Below are 18,023 nucleotides of genomic sequence, written 5' to 3'. Positions count from 1 at the left end.
GATTTGTCAGATTCTAAAAAACTATTTTCCGTAATTGTATCATAATCGCATAATCCAGAAAAGTAATTATTTTTTCTTTTCCAATCCTTTTAATATCTTATCAAAATCAGATTCTATCGGCTGTGTCTTGTTAAAAATATCATATTCCTGATATGCTTTCTCCACTGCCTGCTTATGGGAAACACGTCCATTATCTTTCAAGATATCGTATCTGCGGAACGCAAGGAACTCGTTCACGCTTTTTGAAAATTCCTCCATTGTAAAGACGTTTTCACGTTCAATCAAATCCTCTATGTAATCAAAATATCCTGTGACAGCACGTTCTAACTGACGAATCTGTTTCTCGTCCAAATAGTTTTTGGCAATCGGTGTATCAGATTTGAGAATACGACCATCGGGAGCATTTTTCCATGTGGTCAAGCCCATATTTTCCTTGGTGTGGTCAGCCTGATTATAGACGATTTCAGCCGCTGTTTTACCGGTAATGGCATAATGAAATTTGTTCTGTATGGTTGCATAAAAATGATATGCAGTATCAGAATCTCTATTGTAATCAATGCTGCACTCGGCAAATATATCCGTTATCTGTTGCCATATTCTGCGTTCGCTGGCACGGATGGAGCGAACTCTTTCCAGCAATTCACGGAAATAGTCTTTTCCAAAAGCTGTTTTACCCTGCTTCAGGCGTTCGTCATCCATAGCAAAGCCCTTTATCATATATTCCTTCAAAATACTGGTTGCCCATATACGGAATCTGGTTGCCTGAATGGAGTTTACTCTGTAACCAACGGAAATAATGGCATCTAGATTGTAATAATTGGTAGGAATAGTCTGCGTTTTATCCTGCATTGCTCCGTGCTGAGTGGTTGTTGCAATTTTTGCAACAACCACTTCCTCATCCAGTTCACCGGATTCAAAAATCTTTGCTAAATGGCGGCTGATGCCCGATTTGTCAATACCAAACAATTCAGCCATAGCTTTTTGTGTCAGCCATATCGTTTCATCTTTTATCAAGGCACTGACCGTTACATTGTCATCTTCGGTTCTGTACAGTACCATTTCCATTTGCTTTGTAATATCTGTATTCATAATCAGCCTTCTTTCTTATAGCAGATGAATTAGTTAGTGTTGTCTTTATCCTTAGCCCGGCTCTTATACACATTATACCGGTTTTTACATTTACCACTGCAAAATACGCTGTTGGGTCTGCTGGCAACAAAGGCTTTTCCGCAGTGTTTACATACCTTCAGCGAGGACTTTTCATCTGTAAGCATAAAAGAAAACATCATCTGCACATCGTCCGTATTCCATGAAGATTTATCTTATCCGTTGTCGCAGTCCATCAAAGATACTTCAATTATAACAAACATATGTTTGCATTTCAAGGAGGAGGTGAAATTATTATGGAGCAGACAGCAAGTAAGGAGCGGGCGATGTCCTCTTTTACCAAAAGAAAAGGACAGACCACCTATAAGGTAAATGTGTTTTTCGCAGAGAATACCACAGCAACCTTGCCTTATGTATTGTCAGCGTAACTTTGGCATTGATTGCCGTAAGGTATATTCCAGTGGATATCAATGTAGTGAGCTGGTGGATTGGCTTTTCGGTCGGATTGAATATTTTGTATCATGGTTGCTGTAAGATAAATCACTAAGCTGAAAAAAGTACTCCCACGGGCAGATAAAATCTACTCGTGGGAGTGTGGTAAAATTAGTTAATGTGAAAGTTCCTTTTATTTTGTTAAACCGGCATTTACAAGTGCCTATAATTTACAAATCATAATATATTCTTCATCATTTTCATCAACGATTTCAAATCCTACATTCCTATACATGCGAACAGCATAATTCATCTTTTGAACAGATAATGATGCTTATTTATATCCTGCTAGTTTTAATTTCATTAGCATCTGTTTTATTAATTCTGTTCCGATACCATAGTTTCTATACTCTTTAAGAAGTGAAATTGCAAAAGACGGTGTTTCATTATCTATATGCCCGTAATCATTCATAATCCGAACCCATACTGCACTAACAATTTTATCACTAACTTGAGCAACCAAACATAAGTCTCCCTTATTCTTACCAAAGTCTTTTACATATACCTGCAAATCTGGCTGGTTAATAATATCTTTGGATGGTGCAGAAATCCATTCGGGAATAAAAATCGCCTCGTACAAAAAAGTATCTAATACCTTACCAAATAACTTTGAGTTTATATCTCCCGATGGTTATAATCTTTCTCAACTCAACCTTCTTGTCCTTCGAACAAGAAGTATCCCAGCTTTAAGCTCGATCAATCTAATTTTTCTCTTTCTATTGTACCATGCACAATTCTTATATTCCACTTATATTTTCCCGAAGATTCTTAGAAAGGTGGACTGCCATACATAGCAATCCACCCATAAAATTACCACACTTTATGTGTCCTAGAATTATCCTTTAGAAAGGGAAACACAAGAGGGCTTTGCATCATGCAAAGTCCTTAATTATTACTCCCGCTTGGAAACGAAATTCTCTACAATATCCTGAATCAATGGAAGGTCTTTTTTGTTGCACAAGGCAAGAGAATCATAAATATTTTTCGGGAGATTGTCCGTGTGCAGGCTTCCCAGTAAAAGAAAATCGGGAGTGGTATCCAGCTGCTCACAGATTTTTACAAATGTTGTCAGGCTTGGAATCTGTTTTCCGGTTTCAATCGAAGAAATATGATTGTTGGAAACATTTACTTTTTCTGCCAGTTCTGCCTGACTCATTTTTAATTCTTTTCTGCGTCTTTTCATGCGTGTGCCCATGGCATTTAGATTTATATGCATAGAGTTCCCTGCTAATTTGTATTTTATAAAGTATCTTTCTAATGCATTAGCATATCAAAAAACAGGGAAATTAAAACAAAAAATGAAAGAAAAGTTCTGTAATACATGGAATATTTACAACATTAAGAGAAGAAAAGTTCTGTAATATATGAAATACTGGAACAAAACTTTACAAATAAATGTATTCCATTTATGATGGAAAAAGAAAGGTGGACAATACCATGAGTGATCAGATCGAAAGAGAACAGCAGATAGAAGAGGAATCCCTGACGAAAAACAGTCTTCAGATACAGAAAGCGGCATGGATCCGGGAGGAACTGGAAAAACGCCGGGCGCAGGAAGATCAGCTTTTGCAGCAGATCCTGCGGGAGCAGCAGATGCTGCAGGAACTCGACGAAGACATGGATCAGAATATGGCGCATGCAAAAGAGGGGCGGAGATACCGGGAAGATATGAAAGCGCGTGTGGACGACCGCGTGTATGAAATGCATGACCTGAGCGCAGACAAACGGGAGGGCATGCGGGAATACGGCTATGCGTACCGCAGGGGCTATGCGCTGGCAATGGTTTTCTTTTCGCTTGCGTTGTGTGTGTTTGCCGGGTATCTGCATGGCATCGCTTCCCAGACATGCCTTGTACTTATGTTTTTTACCGGAGTACAGGCAGCCATTCTGGTACATAAAAAACAGTGCCCGAAGTTCTGGCAGTTTGTCTGTGATGTGTTTTCTGCGTTGATTTTTCCGGGGATGCTGATCCTGTTTATTGGTTGTGAACTGCACTATTCTTATTACGAACGTGCACTGCCCTATTGTCTGGCTGTCGGACTTTTCCTGCTTGCACTGACAACGGCTTCTTACTTTTTATACGATCCGTACCGCAGTGCACGCCGCAGGGTGGGAGATGCCAAAAGCATGATTCGCAGTATCGAGCGGTCTGCAAAGAAACAGGTGAAAAAGAATCAGAAGCAGCAGATAAAAGAGGAACTGCGACAGGACCGTCTGCAGAAAAAAGAGTCCGAAAAACTGTTGAAAATCCAACAGAAACAGGAAGTGCGCTTAGAAAAACAGGGGAAGAGACTGCAGAAATGGGAAACATGGAAACAACAGTTTCTGGAGCGGTTCCGAAAGAGTGAGGATATTGTGGATGAAGTGGTATCCGACGAGACGTTGCCGGATGCGGCTGCAGGGGATGAGACACTGCCGGAAGAGGCTGTAGTGGACGAAGCACTGCGGAAAGATACTGTGGTGGACGAAGCACTGCCAAAAGAGACTGTGGGGAACGAAACACTGCCGACAGAATCCGAGGAAGAAGATCCGGATGATCCGCACATTTGATACACGGGCAATCAGGCATATTTACTTCACAACAACCTTCATTTTCGCTTTCCTGCCACTTCCGGTTGTTACCGTAATCGTGGCCTTACCTGCTTTTTTGGCGGTCAGCTTACCGGTCTTTTTATTGACCGCAACAACCTTTGGGTTAGAAGACGTAAAAGATTTGCGATCCGTGCAGCCATTCGGTTTTATTTTGACCGTTGCCTGCGCGGTCGTATTTTTTTTCATGGTAAGTGTGGGTTTCGTGAACTTAATACTTGTTGCTTCCATATAGGAATAGACCAGATCACAATATCCTTTGTCGGTGTTGGCACCTTCCAGTGAACCTTTCTTTGTATACTGCCATAAGTCTGCAGATACCGGCAGCTTTGGTCTGGTATCACTGTAAGATGCAACCCAGACTTTACAGTTTTTCAACTTTTTCCAGTCAAAGTTTTCGTTCAGGAAGGAAGCGGAAGAATAAATCATCGGCACGTAACCGGCATCGGCGATCGTGTCACAAAAGGCCTTTGCAATCGCAGTCGTATTTTCCCTGCCACCTGCAAAGGTGCCCTTGCGCTCCATGTCATAGGCAACCGGATAATCCAGATCCCTTCCATCAAGAATCTCCAGACAATACTCTGCTTCTTCCACGGCTTCTTTCGGAGTCCGCACGCAGCACACATGATACACACCGACTTTCAGCCCGGCAGCAACAGCACCATCATAATTTGCCGCAAACTGGGTATCAACATCCGGTGCCCGGCCCTCTCCGGTACGGATCATTACAAAATCCATGTCTGCTTCTGCAACCTGTTCCCAGTATACGGTTCCATTATAGCTTGATAAATCAAATCCCTGTCCACGAAAGTCTGCTGCCTGCACAACGGTAACCGGGATTATTGTAACCATCCATAGAGTTGTCATTACCATCGCCAGAACACGAAATCCATTTGTTTTTATCATTTTATGTCTCCTGTTTATCTTAACGTGTCAGCATGCCGTGATGTTCTTCCATAAATCCGCTGAAGTGAAGATTTTTGTAACCGAGTTTTTTAAATTTCTTCATGGCAACGTTTGGTTTGTGGTAATAACTTCCGATAATATACAGTCCGGTTGTTTTGTCCGGAAGCCGGCGGCAGACACGTTCTTCCGTGATTTTTTCGATTGGAAAATTGATGGCACCGGCTACATGTCCGTGCGCATAATCTTCTTTGGGACGGCAGTCAATGAGGACTGCGTTATCGGATGTGGTTACTTTATTTTTGGCCTCGTTGACGGTCAGTTTTTTCATAAAAATGCTTAACATTGTAAAACCCCCTTAATAAAAGATGCAACTATTCAGATTATTATACCCTATTTGGTAAAGATTGCAAGAAAAATAACGGTGGGCACAGCCTGTGTTTCCCGTTTTAAAGGATAATTTTAGGAGATATAATAATTTATCAACACAACCGCCTATCTGGAATAAAACGGAAAGGACGAAAAACAGATTCGTCAGTTGGAACGTGCTGTTACAGGATATTTTGAAAGATAATGAACGTATTTCCCATAAACAGGCAGTGGAGAAAGCATATCAGGAAGATTTATTGTCAATCCCTGTCTCTCCGACGATTTCAAGCAAGTTTGGTATTAATACGGAAAAGCCGCAACGGTAATAATAATTGTAATTTGCCCATCAATCCGCTATACTATAGCTAAGTATAGCGGATTGATACGTTTTGTGGAGGTTCATATGGCATGCACTTTAAAACTGCCGGTAGGAATTGATAGTTTTGAAAAAATCAGAAGGAATAAATTTTATTATATTGACAAGACAAAGCTCATAGAGCAATTGGTTGAAACTGGTGGAGAGGTCACTCTTTTTACGAGGCCACGTCGTTTCGGTAAAACTCTGAACATGAGTATGCTTAAAGCCTTTTTTGAAACCGGTGCGGATGAGTCATTGTTTGATGGCTTATATATTGCGCAAAATAAGGCACTTTGCGAAGAACATATGGGAAAATATCCTGTTATATTTCTGTCATTAAAGAGCGTGGAGGGATTGAAATATGAGGATGCTAGATATCGTATTACTGAGCTCATTGGAATAGAGGCAGAAAGATTCGGCTTTTTAGAAGATAGTGAATATTTGTCAGAAAATGAAAAAAAGCGCTACAAGGCGATTATTGCATTGAAGGATGGAACGAATGCAATGGATGAAAAAGTGCTTGTATCGAGTCTGCAGATTTTATCTCAATTATTATATAAGCATTTTGGACAAAAGACTGTAATATTAATTGATGAATATGATGTACCTCTGGATAAGGCATTCCAGAATGGTTACTATAAAGAGATGGTTTCACTCATCAGAGGGCTCTTTGGACAGGCACTCAAGACTAATGAGTTTCTACAGTTTGCCGTACTTACAGGCTGTCTACGTGTATCCAAGGAGAGTATTTTTACAGGTCTCAACAATTTTGAAATCAATTCCATTGTAGATATCGCGCATGATGAACAGTTTGGTTTTACTGATGATGAGGTCAGGAAGCTGCTTTTAGATTATGACAGGTCTGAGCGATACCCTGATGTAAAGGAGTGGTATGATGGCTATCATTTCGGTAATACCGACATTTATTGTCCGTGGGATGTAATCAATTTTGCCAAGAAGCTGGTTTGGGACCCATCAGCCAGGCCGAGTGCATTCTGGATTAACAGCAGTGGCAATGACATGGTGAAGCGCTTTGTGGACAAGGCGGACCAGACTACGAGAGATGAGATAGAAAAGCTCGTGGCTGGTGGTTTTGTTGAGAAACAGCTCCGCCTTGACTTGACCTATGATGAGATTGACAATACTATAGACAATCTGTGGAGTGTACTTTTTACAACAGGCTACCTGACTAAGGCTGGTGAGGTCAGGCTGCCTGACAGCGAGAGCTATGCCTACAAGCTGGTGATTCCAAATAAAGAGGTGCGTGAAGTGTTTGTTCTCCAGATTCAGGAGTGGTTCAAGGTTGTTGTCGCAAAAGATGATGATACCATGAAGCTTTTATCCAGAGCCATCCTTGATAAAGATGAGAAGCAGATTGCAAGACAGCTTAACATCGTGATGAGCCGCATGATAAGTATACTTGATACCAAGGCTTCTGATGATATGAAGGAGAACTTCTATCACGGTCTGCTCCTCGGTCTGCTTCGCGGAAGCAATCCGGGCTGGCTTATTAAGTCAAATCGTGAGTCGGGAGACGGTTTCAGTGATATTTTAATCAAGCCGGAGGACCCGGATGCAGGTATCGTTATTGAAGTGAAATATGCAAAAGAGATGATAAGCCTTGATGCAGCGTGTGAGGCTGCTATGGCGCAGATTAAGGAGAAGAGGTATGATGAGGCTCTGCGCGATGAGGGCAGGTGCGATATTTTAGCATATGGTATTGCTTTTTGCAGGAAGAGGTGCAGGGTTGTAGGAGAAAAAATAAATGATTAAAAACATAATATTTGATATAGGAAACGTGCTTGTCAGGTTCCAGCCGGACGAGGCAATGCGTGAGATTGGCATTGAAGAAAATAAAATAGCAGCTTTAGCCCATGCAACATATGAAAACCCTGTCTGGGTTGAGCTGGACCGTGGTGTAATTCCTGAGAACGAGATAATTGATGAGATGGTTAAGGTGGCTCCACAGTATGAGGCGGATATCAGGAGATTTTTCAAAGAGGGAAAGGCTTTTGTTGTAAAGGCATCCGACTATGCAGCAGACTGGATTAAGGAGTTAAAGAACAGAGGCTATAAAGTGTATTTGTTATCGAATTATCCAAAGGAATATTTCGAACTTCATACACACAGTGAACTTAGTTTTGTGTCACTTGTTGACGGCAAAGTCATTTCAGCTATGGTTGGGATGATAAAGCCTGATGCCGGTATCTATCAGTGTCTGTTTGATAAATATAATCTGAATCCGGAAGAATGTGTGTTCATAGATGACAGACTGGAGAATATCGAGGGTGGCAGAAAGCTTGGCATGGAGGGAATAGTGTTTACAGACTATGAGACCGGAAAGAAAAAGCTGGAGAGGATGCTGTCTGAGAAATAAAACAGTATTGTAAAGGAGTAAGGTTAAAATGAAGATGTTTAGCCACAGCTTACCAGTCCGTGCACGTCAACTATTGAAAGCACCGTATACCGAACGGTACGTACGGTGCTGTGAGAGGACGGCGGTTAATCACCGCCTCCTACTCGATTAGTTATCCAACAACCATTTCCAAATAGGAATTACCTCAATATTGATCCCATCGCAATCAATCACCGCCTCTTCGCTATTAGTAATGAGAATACATTTGGCGTTGGAGATAAAATTATTTAGCTTCACAAAGGCTCTGGTTTCACGTTCTCTTGTATCTATGTTATCCAGAACCTGCATACTGACCTGAATAGCAAGATTGTCTAATGGTATATAAAAGTCAATTTCTACATTATTCTCAAAGAAATAGACATTTTCGGTACCATAACGTCGTATCAGTTCGATTGCAACAAGATTTTCCAGCTGAGCAGATTTGCAGTCTAGCAGCATAAGTCCTAGAAGTCCGGTATCCATAAAGTAATACTTAGGAGAAGTCTCTTTTTCTACAAGTTTGGCGGCATAGTTTTGCAGAGTAAAGAGCAGGTAGGAGTCTGTCATATAGCTGACATAGTTTATTACGGTTTGTTTACCGATAGACATTCCACTACTTTTTAATATATTAGTCAGTCGGTTATACGATAAAGGTTTTGTGACAGATTCTGCAATTTTCTTTAGGATTAGCCTTATTGCAAAATCATTGGTGATTTTATTTCTGGTTATAATATCACCGAGATACACAGTTTGATAGATGCTGTTTAAAAAAGCTCGTTTATTTCTTATCTCAACTAATTCTGGAAATGCTCCATAGGTTACATATTTGTTATATTGATTTTGGACATCTGCCCTGTCTTTGGTGCTAATAACATCCAGGTAATTCTTTGTCATATTATTTGCAATAAGATATTCAGAGAAAGAATATGGATAAATATTCATAATAACAAAACGCCCGCCTAAAGTGGAAGCTATTTCGCTGCTTAGCATTTTACTATTACTGCCGGTAATATTGATTCGATACTTCATATCTGCAATTCTGCGAACGAACTTCTCCCACCCGTTAATATTTTGAATCTCGTCTAAAAATAAATATGGCTTGATATCAGTTTCGGATATTTCTAATCCAATTTCTAAAATGAGATTTAAATCTTCAGCAGTCATTTCCAAAAGACGCTCATCTTCAAAATTTACATAAATAATTTGGGATAGGGGAATTCCATCGGCTTCTAATTGTTTTATTTGTTGATACATCATATATGACTTTCCGGTTCTTCTGATACCAACAAAGCAATAGTTGACATTGGCTTCTAGAAAATATTGTCTTGTTATTAATGGATTGTTGAGATAAATATCTTTTTGATCAATCATGATTTGTTTTAAAGTATCTCGATTCATAATATATGTCACCTCTTTCTATATGAGATAATTATATATCAATATTGTCTTGTACACAAGACATTATTATAAACAAGTTGTCTTATTCAATGCGTATAGAGATATAGATAGTATATGCGTATTTATGGGTATTATAACAGGGAGCCGATTGGCTTGTCAGATAATCCGGAAGAAGGGTGATGCTTGTTACCATTATCACCAATATTATTGATGGAGCATTAACAAGCATTTGGCTGTTAAATGATAGGATTATGAATAGTGGATTTTTTGATGGTATTGAGCAGTTATTTGGAACGGATGCAGAAGTTATTTCACATGTTTTTATACATTTTAATAAGGTATTTCTCTCAATCATCATTTTGGCATTAACAATTAATGGCATTGAAACAGTCGTGAAAGCAGTAAAATACAGTCGACAATAAAATAATTTTAGATGAATCAATCTCCATTTACAAATAATAGTGCGAATTTCTAAATTGTAGAAATAATAAAATGTAAATGGAGATATGAGTAGAAGCATTTCAATCAGTTCACCATGTCGTTTTCATTTTGTGTTATACTGTTTAGAGAATTTTCTTTCCCTTGTTTTTCCCTTATCAGAGTTCGTAAATCCATATGGGAAGATATAACATAAGGGAAAGTCTAAGAAAAAACTCACCTGCGATAAATCCAGTGTTTTCAAGGGATTGCGGAGAATTTAATAACAAAATATAACAGTTATTAAATTTCTTAAAACAGGTGAAATCTCAATTCTTGTTTGTAGGGATGACAGAATCACAATTTATGAGATGTTAGAAGAGAGGTGCATATGCTATGCCAGATATACTCGTGGTTGAAGATGATGAAAATTTAAATCGTGGAATTACATTTTCACTGAAAAAATCCGGATATGAGGTTTTTTCAGCAGAATCAGTGAAAAAAGCGAAAAGAATTGCAAGTGATAATAATGTGGATGTTACCATTTGTGATGTGAATCTTCCGGATGGGAATGGACTGGAATTTGTAAGGTGGATGAGATGCAATTATAATACATACATTATTTGTCTTACAGCACTAGATCAGGAGATGGATCAGGTTATGGGATATGAAGCAGGTGCAGATGATTATATTACAAAGCCGTTTAGTCTTTCGGTACTTCTTTTGAAAATAGAAGCACATTTCCGCCGCAGACAGGAGAAAACGGAAGCCGGAAAGATGATTTCGGGAGATATCGTATTTATCGCAGGAGAAATGAAAGTCCTGATAAAGAGTCGTGAAATCAGTCTGACAAAAACGGAGTTGAAAATGCTGACTTTTTTTCTGCAGAATCCGAAAAAGATTCTTTCAAAAACACAAATATTGGAAAATGTGTTTGATCTGGAAGGGGATTTTGTGGATGAAAATACAATCGCTGTCAATATCAGAAGACTCCGTGAGAAAATTGAAGACAATCCGGCTGCACCGGTCTATATAAAGAATATCAGAGGTCTTGGGTATATATGGAATCAGGAGGTAAGGCAGTGACAAAAAGATATCGCAAGAAGATCACAGTAGCGATCTCCTTGGTTTTGCCTGTCATAGTATTGTTTGCAATATTAAATTGCTTTACCACATATGTGTTTTATGAAGATTATAAATATAAAATGAATCTTATGACAGAGATTGCTGCAAAGGAAGAATTTTCCGGGCTGGATGCTGTTTCGGAATTGCTTAAGGATAAGGATATTGAAACCAACGAACAGGGAAGGCAATTATTGGAGCAATATGGATACTGGGGAAATAAAGGGAATGCATTTTATATGCAATTCCGGCATCAGGTTATGGTGACTGGTGCTGTAAGCACTGTGATATGCGTGCTTCTTTTGACTTTTTTACTTTATTGGAAGAAAAAAGAAGATGCGTGTCATCAGAAAATTTTAGACCAGTTGGAAGAAATTCTGATCAGATTCCGTGAAAATAAATTTGATGATTTACTGAAAACGGAAAATCATGCAGAACTGGAAAAATTGAATGACCAGCTTGAAGCAATCGGACATCATATTCAGTTGCTAAAGGAAGAAGCACGGGAAGAAAAAGAGAGCACGAAAGAAATGGTTTCTGATATCTCTCACCAGTTAAAGACACCGGTTGCAGCTTTGGATACATGTTTTAGTGTGCTGATGCAGAATGACTTAAGTGCCACAGAACAGGAGGAGTTTCGTATCCGTTGTCGGAGTGCTCTGGATGGACTGGAGACATTATTGCAGTCGCTTCTTGAAATATCCAAGATGGAAACTGGACTGATTCAGATTAATAAGAAAAAACTTCCGCTTATGGATACTGTCATATCTGCTGTGAACTGTACTTATCCAAAAGCGGATGAGAAAGAAATGGAATTCGTTTTTGACTATGCAAAAGAGCTGGAAACATGCATGGTTATGCAGGATAAAAGATGGCTTGGTGAAGCTGTGATCAACGTTCTGGATAATGCAATCAAGTACAGCCCGGATGGTTCAAAAATATTTATCCGGTTACAAAAAAGAAACGATCTTGTAAGAATGGAAATTGAGGATCAGGGAATTGGTATTCCGCAGAATGAGTATCACAAAATTTTTCAACGATTTTACAGAGGAAGTTCCAGGAAGGTCATGGAAAAGAGTGGTACAGGAATCGGACTTTTTCTATCGAGAGAAATTATCGAAAAACACGGAGGTACAATCATGGTAACCTTCGGCAAAAAGAAAAAAGGAAGCACGTTTGTGATTCAATTACCATATGTTGGTTAAATTTTAAGTGGGCAGAAATCTTACAATTCTGTAAGACTTCTGCTCGTTTTTTGAAAGTGAAATGAAAGATTATCCTGATACAATTTGGATGTAGGTTGAAAAGGTACACTTTACAGAATGAAAAAGGAGGCAACACATGAGTGTGATATTAGAAACCAAGCAGCTTTGTAAGTTTTATGGCGCAGGTGAGAATCAGGTCAAAGCGGTTAATCAGGTGGATATTCAGATTGAGCAGGGAGAATTTGTCGCAATTGTCGGAAAGTCAGGTTCTGGTAAAAGTACATTACTTCATATGCTTGGAGGGCTTGACACCCCTACAAAAGGCAGTGTTACTTTAGCCGGGAAAGATTTATACAGGATGAAGGAAGATGCCCTTGCTGTTTTCCGCAGAAGAAAAATCGGATTTGTTTTTCAGGCATTTAATCTGGTTTCATCTGTTAATGTCTGGGAAAATATTGTACTGCCACTGGGGCTGGATGGAAGAAAAGTGGATGAAGCGTATGTAAATGATATCATTGCAACTCTGGGGATTGAAAACCGGATTTATAATCTGCCAAATCAGTTATCCGGAGGACAGCAGCAGAGAGTAGCAATTGCAAGAGCACTGGTGAATCGTCCGGAAATTATATTTGCAGATGAGCCGACAGGAAATCTTGATTCCAAGACCAGTGATGAGGTAATCGCCCTGCTTAAGATGACAGCAAAAAAATATGGACAGACAATTGTAATGATTACCCATGATGACGAAATTGCACAGGTCGCTGATCGTATTCTGGTGATTGAGGATGGACAGGTGGTGGATTTTAGATGAAGACAATAAGCAGGATTGCATATAGCAATGACAAAAAGAACAAGACAAGAAGTATACTGATTATGATGTCCATATGTTTGACCACGATGCTGCTTGTGATTATCAGTACTGTGGGAAATGGAATGATCCGTTTACAGAAAAGTCAGGCGGCAGGCTCATATGGAAGCAATTATGGTTTGTTTGTCGCAGCAGATGCCTCGCAGTTAAAGGAAGTAAGCCGCCGTGCAGAAATAGATGCAATAGGAATTATGTGTACAGAAGGCATCATAAAAGGCAATGAAAACGGCGGGTTTGTCTGCATGGATGAGACTGCAAGAAAAATGCTTCCCTATAATAAGGAATATGAGTTAAAGGAAGGAAAGTATCCGGAAAAAATGCAGGAAATTGCCGCCGGAAGAGCTTTTTTTCGTGCAATGGGATATGATGATGTAAAGGTCGGAGATACGGTTACACTGGATTACCGTGCAGGGATGCGGTCAGAATATAAGCCGGAAGAGTTTGTTGTCAGCGGAATCCTATATGACCGGGATGAGTATACCATCGAGGCATCTTATGTTGCTTTCGGGTCACAGGAGTTTTATGATGAGCACGTCGCAGAGAATGACAGACAGTATAATATTTATTTTACTTTAAATGATTCTGCAAATGTATCTATGAATAATATTGAACCGGTTATAAAGCAGATTGCAGCAGCTTGTGGGATCGAAGAAAAAAACGTTATAGTCAATGATCTCTATCTGCAATGGGTCTTGCAGCCGAGTTATGAAACGATTGCGGTATGTGGAATTCTGATTCTTGCAATTGTACTTTTCTCTGTTGTGGTTATTTATAATATTTTTCAGGTCGGTATTGTCAACAAGATACAGGAGTATGGAAAAATCAAGGCTCTGGGAGCGACAAAAAAGCAGATGAAACAACTGATCTTCAGAGAGGGCATTTTTTTGACAATTTTTTCAATACCGGTTGGATTGCTTCTTGGTTTTCTGATTGCAAAATGCGGTTTTAACTGGCTGGTAGAACAGGGAAACCTTGTATCAACCGGAATGGGCTCTATGGGAGTCCAAAATCAGCAGGTGCCACTGTTTTCCCTGCCTGTTATACTTCTCTGTATTTTCGTGTCATTTCTTACCGTTGCTTTGGCACTGCGCAAACCAATGAAAATTGTTTCACGGATTTCACCTATCGAAGCAACACGGTATTTAGAAAATGCAGAAACACACAAAAAAGGAAAACGAAATGGCAGAAAAAATGTCACCGTGTTTTCTATGGCAATGGCAAATATAACGGGTAATCCAAAAAGAACCATTGGTACCATCCTCACACTGGGGCTTTCCTGCGCATTGTTTGTGATTATCTCTAATTATGTAGGAAATATTGATACGGAGCATGAAGCACGTTTTTCCGTTAATCATGGACAATTTGAACTGCAGCTTGACTATTCTGCTGAGTACGATGAAAGATATCCGGAGAATAATCTGGATACGATTCTGACGGATGATCCATTGAATGATTCGCTGATTGAAGAAATCAAAAGCATTCCGGGCGTGACAGATGTCATGACGAGAGAGATTGTCTCTGTAAATCTGAACGGAACAAGATTTCCGGCTGCTATTGTGAGTAAAAATGATTTTGATTTTATGCGCCAGGACGGGGATATTGGCTCTATGGACTATGATCAGGCGGTAAAGAATGGTGAAATTTTCTTTGGTTGGTTGATGTGGATGGAAGAAGATGGATATGCTCCGGGTGAATCCATTGCATTTGACTTTGAGAATGGAAGTGGAACCTATACCTATCAGGGAAAGATTGCGGGATCCTTTGTAAGTGCGGGCACTTATCTTGTCATTCCGGAAGGTGTATACCGTTCCATGAATCCGAGGGGAACAGCCTATGGCTATCTGTGGGTGGACTGTGATAAAAAAGATGTGGCATCTGTGGAACAAAGTCTGAATACTTTGATTTCTAAATCTTCACATATAAAAATGGATACCTATCATGCGCAGTTACAAAATGCAGAAGTCGCAGCCCGCATGATGAAGCTCGGCTGTTATCTGTTTATAGCGGTTGTAGGACTCATCGGTTTTATGAATATGGCAAACACCATGATCATGAATATTACGACAAAAAAGCAGGAATATGGTGTATTACAGGCTGTGGGTATGACAAATAAACAATTAAATTTATGCCTGCAGTTACAGGGACTGATTTTTACGGTTGGTACCATATGCGTAGCTTTGATCATTGGTCTGCCGCTCGGCTATGCACTTTTTTCCTATGCAAAACATAATGGAATATTTGGAATGAATATCTATCATGTTCCAATCGTACCAATTTTTATTATGATTTTTTTGGTCGGTCTGTTACAGATTGTACTTTCCTGCGTTTTAAGCAGTAATCTGAAAAAGGAAACGCTGGTTGAAAGAATAAGGTATCAGGGATGATAAGCTTGGATGAACTAAATATTTTAACAGGAGAAGAAAATACACAAATCTCCCGTAGTGGTGCAACTTTTGAAACGGTGTATAGCACTTATTCAACAGGCGGAAAAAAATATGATATAATGCGTGTGTATGCAACTCCGACATCAAGTAATATGTTTTCAATCTGAAATTAATGTTGGTACAATTTTGGGAATTGTAATTATTATTATTATTGGATTTTTAGTAAGAGTTATATTTTACAGATGCCCAGAATGCGGTGTCATGATTCCATGGAGACCATTAAATGTAAAGCATTGTCCAAATTGCGGGAAAAAATTATAGTATTAGCTCTTTTGATTTTTCCATAGAGAAGCTCGAAAACCAAATTATATTTGGATAGATAAAGGAACTGTCACTTTCTGAGATACTGGGAGTGACAGCTTAATCATCACAGATAAAAAGAATCTTCTGCATCTACCCACATCTGCACCGTCCCATCAAGATACAGCCTTGCATATTCAAGTGGCTCATCAATAGCAAGAGCATTTAATGCTCAGTCTGAACAGGGTGTGGTTTTCAAATTTTTTTCAGCTTCCCAACAGTCAATGCGGAGCATATAGCCTGCACTGGTATAAACATCAATGCTATTGCGTTGGGGATTGTATTCTGCAAATATTGTTTTCATCTCTTTAAGAAAATTGATCGCCATATATAAAATTGTGGCTAAATTTAATCCGGAAACACTTTGTTCAAATCGATTTAAACAAAAACAATTTGAATAGAATGAGTAGAAAATCTGAAAGATGAAGATATTTTGGTGAATATTAACCGAAATATCTTTTAGAAGATTGCATAGTATCATGCTGCTGGGTATAATAGAAGATATTTAGGGATACAATAACCGAAATATCTTTTGGGAGAAAATGTCATGGTAAAAGAAATTAAAAGAGATTACTATTTAGAACAACTTATAAAGCGTGAAGGAAATGGTCTGATTAAAATTGTAACAGGAATAAGAAGATGTGGAAAATCATATTTATTGCGAACCCTGTTTAAAAATCATCTGCTTGAAAATGGAGTGGATGAAAAACACATCATTGAAATGGCGTTTGATTTATTTGATAATATAGAATACCGAGATCCGAAAATCTTTTACCCTTGGGCAAAGGAACAACTTCAAGATAATGAAAAATACTACTTTCTTTTAGATGAAGTGCAGTTGCTGGATGAGTTCGTGAGTGTGCTTAATGGTTTAGTGGATAAGAAGAATTGTGATGTGTTTGTAACGGGAAGTAATGCAAAGTTTTTATCCAGAGATATAGCTACTGAATTTGGCGGTAGAGGGGATGAGGTTCATATGTACCCTTTGAGCTTTTCGGAATTTATGAGTTGCTATGATGGAAATAAATATGATGGATGGAACGAATATATTACTTATGGAGGTATTCCGTTGGTGGTATTAGCTGAGACGGATGAGCAAAAAATGAATCTATTGGATAATCTGTTTCAGGAAACATATATCAGTGATATTGTGAAACGAAACAAAATCAGAAACGTTGGAGAAATGGAATCATTGCTTGATGTTTTGGCATCCGCAATTGGTGCCTTGACGAATCCTAACAAACTTCAGAAGACATTTAAAAGTGTAAACAATTCGAAGATTACAGCAACAACGATTACGAAATATATTGAATATTTGGAGGATTCTTTTTTAATTGAAGAGGCGAACAGGTATGATATTAAGGGAAAATCCTATATCGGTACGCCATTGAAGTACTATTTTATGGATATGGGACTCAGAAATTCAAGAATTCATTACAGGCAACTGGAAGTGACACATTCTATGGAGAATGTCATTTACAATGAATTAAGAATGAGAGGCTTTCATGTGGATGTTGGCAATCTGACTGTTGTTGAAAAGGGGAAGGATACAAAACCGGTAAAAAAGCAATTGGAAGTCGATTTTATCTGTAATAAGGGTTCTAAAAAATATTATATCCAGTCAGCATATATGCTGGAGACAGAAGCAAAAATGGCACAGGAAATTCGCCCTTTTTTGAAAATAAATGATTCATTTAAGAAGATTGTAATTACATCTGATATACCAAAACCTTTTTATAATGATCAGGGAATTTTAATCATGAATGTATATGATTTTTTATTGAATGCAGATTCGTTGGAACTATAGGAAGTAAAGGGCATTACTTGAAAGAGTGAAAGATGCATATATACTAAGACCGCCTTATGCTATGAAAGCTTAGGAAAAATACCGGAATTTGTATTTCTAACTTTCCCTATTTTACAGGCTTTCCAGCCTGTGCATTAGCGAAACGATATGTATTTTCCCTTATTTTTCCCTTATGAGATAATCGTAAGGGAAATAAGGGAAAGTTTTATTTAGTCATTGCCTGCCACTTTATCAAGTAACCTTGCAGAT

The 18,023-nt window shown here is 38.8% G+C and carries 17 protein-coding genes and 2 pseudogenes; 12 read left to right on the top strand and 7 right to left on the bottom strand.

Translation table 11 applies throughout. The features are described from left to right. Positions 1–66 precede the first annotated feature (66 nt). Positions 67–1,089: a virulence RhuM family protein gene (locus M72_RS04600; RefSeq protein ID WP_055067359.1), complete on the bottom strand. Its 1,023-nt coding sequence runs from the start codon at positions 1,087–1,089 to the stop codon at positions 67–69. 314 nt (positions 1,090–1,403) lie between these two features. Here M72_RS04600 and M72_RS17535 point away from each other — a divergent pair, with 314 nt between their 5' ends. Then, positions 1,404–1,535 (top strand): hypothetical protein, encoded by a 132-nt coding sequence (locus M72_RS17535; protein WP_261291791.1) that lies wholly within the window; start codon positions 1,404–1,406, stop codon positions 1,533–1,535. A gap of 227 nt (positions 1,536–1,762) precedes the next feature. Here the strand turns inward: M72_RS17535 and M72_RS04595 are convergent. Next, positions 1,763–2,218: pseudogene (locus M72_RS04595) on the bottom strand (GNAT family N-acetyltransferase). A 273-nt stretch (positions 2,219–2,491) separates the two neighbouring features. After that, positions 2,492–2,815 carry a helix-turn-helix domain-containing protein gene (locus M72_RS04590; protein WP_022045802.1) on the bottom strand — a complete coding sequence of 108 codons (324 nt, stop codon included), beginning with the start codon at positions 2,813–2,815 and terminating at the stop codon, positions 2,492–2,494. A 221-nt stretch (positions 2,816–3,036) separates the two neighbouring features. Here M72_RS04590 and M72_RS04585 point away from each other — a divergent pair, with 221 nt between their 5' ends. After that, positions 3,037–4,149, top strand: coding sequence for a hypothetical protein (locus M72_RS04585; protein ID WP_141652694.1), 1,113 nt, complete (start codon positions 3,037–3,039; stop codon positions 4,147–4,149). A gap of 21 nt (positions 4,150–4,170) precedes the next feature. Here the strand turns inward: M72_RS04585 and M72_RS04580 are convergent, their stop codons facing one another. Together M72_RS04580 and M72_RS04575 are read right to left on the bottom strand one after the other, a co-directional pair. Continuing rightward, positions 4,171–5,094, bottom strand: coding sequence for a GH25 family lysozyme (locus tag M72_RS04580; protein ID WP_055067357.1), 924 nt, complete (start codon positions 5,092–5,094; stop codon positions 4,171–4,173). Positions 5,095–5,113: 19 nt separating this feature from the next. Then, complete coding sequence (locus tag M72_RS04575) at positions 5,114–5,437, bottom strand: rhodanese-like domain-containing protein (RefSeq protein WP_022045799.1); 324 nt, start codon at positions 5,435–5,437, stop codon at positions 5,114–5,116. Between the two features lie 199 nt (positions 5,438–5,636). On the opposite strand from M72_RS04575, the gene M72_RS17315 reads away from it, so the two are divergent. The 3 genes from M72_RS17315 to M72_RS04565 all read left to right on the top strand — a co-directional run bounded on the left by M72_RS17315 (position 5,637) and on the right by M72_RS04565 (position 8,195). Next, positions 5,637–5,786, top strand: coding sequence for a virulence RhuM family protein (locus M72_RS17315; RefSeq protein ID WP_138346057.1), 150 nt, complete (start codon positions 5,637–5,639; stop codon positions 5,784–5,786). A 77-nt stretch (positions 5,787–5,863) separates the two neighbouring features. Beyond that, complete coding sequence (locus M72_RS04570; protein ID WP_055067356.1) at positions 5,864–7,591, top strand: AAA family ATPase; 1,728 nt, start codon at positions 5,864–5,866, stop codon at positions 7,589–7,591. After that, positions 7,584–8,195, top strand: coding sequence for an HAD family hydrolase (locus M72_RS04565; RefSeq protein WP_022045797.1), 612 nt, complete (start codon positions 7,584–7,586; stop codon positions 8,193–8,195). The genes M72_RS04570 and M72_RS04565 overlap by 8 nt, the downstream gene beginning before the upstream one ends. A 147-nt stretch (positions 8,196–8,342) precedes the next feature. Here the strand turns inward: M72_RS04565 and M72_RS04560 are convergent, their stop codons facing one another. After that, positions 8,343–9,611: an ATP-binding protein gene (locus M72_RS04560; RefSeq protein WP_055067355.1), complete on the bottom strand. Its 1,269-nt coding sequence runs from the start codon at positions 9,609–9,611 to the stop codon at positions 8,343–8,345. A 179-nt stretch (positions 9,612–9,790) separates the two neighbouring features. Here M72_RS04560 and M72_RS04555 point away from each other — a divergent pair, with 179 nt between their 5' ends. The 6 genes from M72_RS04555 (at position 9,791) to M72_RS17055 (ending at position 15,774) form a co-directional block, all read left to right on the top strand. Next, positions 9,791–10,033, top strand: a complete 243-nt coding sequence (locus M72_RS04555) for a hypothetical protein (protein ID WP_055067354.1) — start codon at positions 9,791–9,793, stop codon at positions 10,031–10,033. A gap of 391 nt (positions 10,034–10,424) precedes the next feature. Continuing rightward, positions 10,425–11,114 carry a response regulator transcription factor gene (locus tag M72_RS04550; RefSeq protein WP_055067353.1) on the top strand — a complete coding sequence of 230 codons (690 nt, stop codon included), beginning with the start codon at positions 10,425–10,427 and terminating at the stop codon, positions 11,112–11,114. Further along, positions 11,090–12,355, top strand: coding sequence for a sensor histidine kinase (locus M72_RS04545; RefSeq protein ID WP_055067352.1), 1,266 nt, complete (start codon positions 11,090–11,092; stop codon positions 12,353–12,355). The genes M72_RS04550 and M72_RS04545 overlap by 25 nt, the downstream gene beginning before the upstream one ends. Before the next feature lie 136 nt (positions 12,356–12,491). Then, positions 12,492–13,166 (top strand): ABC transporter ATP-binding protein, encoded by a 675-nt coding sequence (locus tag M72_RS04540; RefSeq protein WP_006426335.1) that lies wholly within the window; start codon positions 12,492–12,494, stop codon positions 13,164–13,166. After that, positions 13,163–15,607 carry an ABC transporter permease gene (locus tag M72_RS04535; protein ID WP_055067351.1) on the top strand — a complete coding sequence of 815 codons (2,445 nt, stop codon included), beginning with the start codon at positions 13,163–13,165 and terminating at the stop codon, positions 15,605–15,607. The genes M72_RS04540 and M72_RS04535 overlap by 4 nt, the downstream gene beginning before the upstream one ends. Before the next feature lie 5 nt (positions 15,608–15,612). Next, a complete protein-coding gene (locus M72_RS17055; RefSeq protein WP_155177687.1) occupies positions 15,613–15,774 on the top strand; it encodes a hypothetical protein in 162 nt (53 codons plus the stop codon). A gap of 260 nt (positions 15,775–16,034) precedes the next feature. On the opposite strand, the pseudogene M72_RS16275 reads toward M72_RS17055, so the two are convergent. Continuing rightward, a pseudogene (locus tag M72_RS16275) lies at positions 16,035–16,271 on the bottom strand (DUF6061 family protein). Positions 16,272–16,514: 243 nt separating this feature from the next. On the opposite strand from M72_RS16275, the gene M72_RS04530 reads away from it, so the two are divergent. Further along, a complete protein-coding gene (locus M72_RS04530) occupies positions 16,515–17,774 on the top strand; it encodes an ATP-binding protein (protein WP_055067350.1) in 1,260 nt (419 codons plus the stop codon). The last annotated feature ends 249 nt before the right edge of the window (positions 17,775–18,023 follow it).

The sequence above is a fragment of the Roseburia faecis genome, from assembly GCF_001406815.1.
Lineage (GTDB): Bacteria > Bacillota > Clostridia > Lachnospirales > Lachnospiraceae > Roseburia > Roseburia faecis.
This window is presented reverse-complemented; position numbering and strand designations above follow the sequence as displayed.

Excerpts from the sequence above, each read along its gene's own strand:
- M72_RS04600 (WP_055067359.1), bottom strand. The coding sequence starts at position 1,089 with ATGAATACAGATATTACAAAGCAAATGGAAATGGTACTGTACAGAACC.
- M72_RS17535 (WP_261291791.1), top strand. The coding sequence starts at position 1,404 with ATGGAGCAGACAGCAAGTAAGGAGCGGGCGATGTCCTCTTTTACCAAA.
- M72_RS04590 (WP_022045802.1), bottom strand. The coding sequence starts at position 2,815 with ATGCATATAAATCTAAATGCCATGGGCACACGCATGAAAAGACGCAGA.
- M72_RS04585 (WP_141652694.1), top strand. The coding sequence starts at position 3,037 with ATGAGTGATCAGATCGAAAGAGAACAGCAGATAGAAGAGGAATCCCTG.
- M72_RS04580 (WP_055067357.1), bottom strand. The coding sequence starts at position 5,094 with ATGATAAAAACAAATGGATTTCGTGTTCTGGCGATGGTAATGACAACT.
- M72_RS04575 (WP_022045799.1), bottom strand. The coding sequence starts at position 5,437 with ATGTTAAGCATTTTTATGAAAAAACTGACCGTCAACGAGGCCAAAAAT.
- M72_RS04570 (WP_055067356.1), top strand. The coding sequence starts at position 5,864 with ATGGCATGCACTTTAAAACTGCCGGTAGGAATTGATAGTTTTGAAAAA.
- M72_RS04565 (WP_022045797.1), top strand. The coding sequence starts at position 7,584 with ATGATTAAAAACATAATATTTGATATAGGAAACGTGCTTGTCAGGTTC.
- M72_RS04560 (WP_055067355.1), bottom strand. The coding sequence starts at position 9,611 with ATGAATCGAGATACTTTAAAACAAATCATGATTGATCAAAAAGATATT.
- M72_RS04555 (WP_055067354.1), top strand. The coding sequence starts at position 9,791 with ATGCTTGTTACCATTATCACCAATATTATTGATGGAGCATTAACAAGC.
- M72_RS04550 (WP_055067353.1), top strand. The coding sequence starts at position 10,425 with ATGCCAGATATACTCGTGGTTGAAGATGATGAAAATTTAAATCGTGGA.
- M72_RS04545 (WP_055067352.1), top strand. The coding sequence starts at position 11,090 with ATGGAATCAGGAGGTAAGGCAGTGACAAAAAGATATCGCAAGAAGATC.
- M72_RS04540 (WP_006426335.1), top strand. The coding sequence starts at position 12,492 with ATGAGTGTGATATTAGAAACCAAGCAGCTTTGTAAGTTTTATGGCGCA.
- M72_RS04535 (WP_055067351.1), top strand. The coding sequence starts at position 13,163 with ATGAAGACAATAAGCAGGATTGCATATAGCAATGACAAAAAGAACAAG.
- M72_RS04530 (WP_055067350.1), top strand. The coding sequence starts at position 16,515 with ATGGTAAAAGAAATTAAAAGAGATTACTATTTAGAACAACTTATAAAG.